The 561-nt window shown below is 46.5% G+C and carries 1 pseudogene; it reads left to right on the plus strand.

The features are described 5' to 3' along the window. Positions 1 to 561, plus strand: a pseudogene (locus RYX56_RS21125) (hypothetical protein); the annotation flags it as partial.

Below are 561 nucleotides of genomic sequence, written 5' to 3' on the forward strand. Positions count from 1 at the left end.
CCAAAGCCAATGGCGCAAGCACAGCAAAAGCCAGCACCAAAGCCAATGGCGCAAGCACAGCAAAAGCCAGCACCAAAGCCAATGGCGCAAGCACAGCAAAAGCCAGCACCAAAACCAATGGCGCAAACGCAGAAATCACAACCGAACATGCAACCACAAGCGCAATTAAATATGCAACCGAACATGCAACCACAAGCGCAATTAAATATGCAACCGAACATGCAACCACAAGCGCAATCAAACATGCAGCCGAATATGTACCCGCAAATGCAACCCAATATGTCTCCAATGGCAGCTCCGAATATGGGGTACATGCAACCTATGCAACAAATGCCTTATATGCCTCAGCAAAATATTCATGGATGTTGGCAGCCAATAAGCCCAGTCATGCCTGGATGTGCAAACTGTGGGTCAGGCTATTATGAGCAACCATCTTATGAGATGCCAGAATGGGAATATGATGATGAATCTTATGAAATGATGGCACAGGCAAATCAACCGATGATGCCAATGAATATGGGTCCACAGGCAAATCAACCGATGATGCCAATGAATATGGGT

Source organism: Alkalihalophilus lindianensis (assembly GCF_032843265.1).
GTDB lineage: Bacteria > Bacillota > Bacilli > Bacillales > Bacillaceae_D > Alkalihalophilus > Alkalihalophilus lindianensis.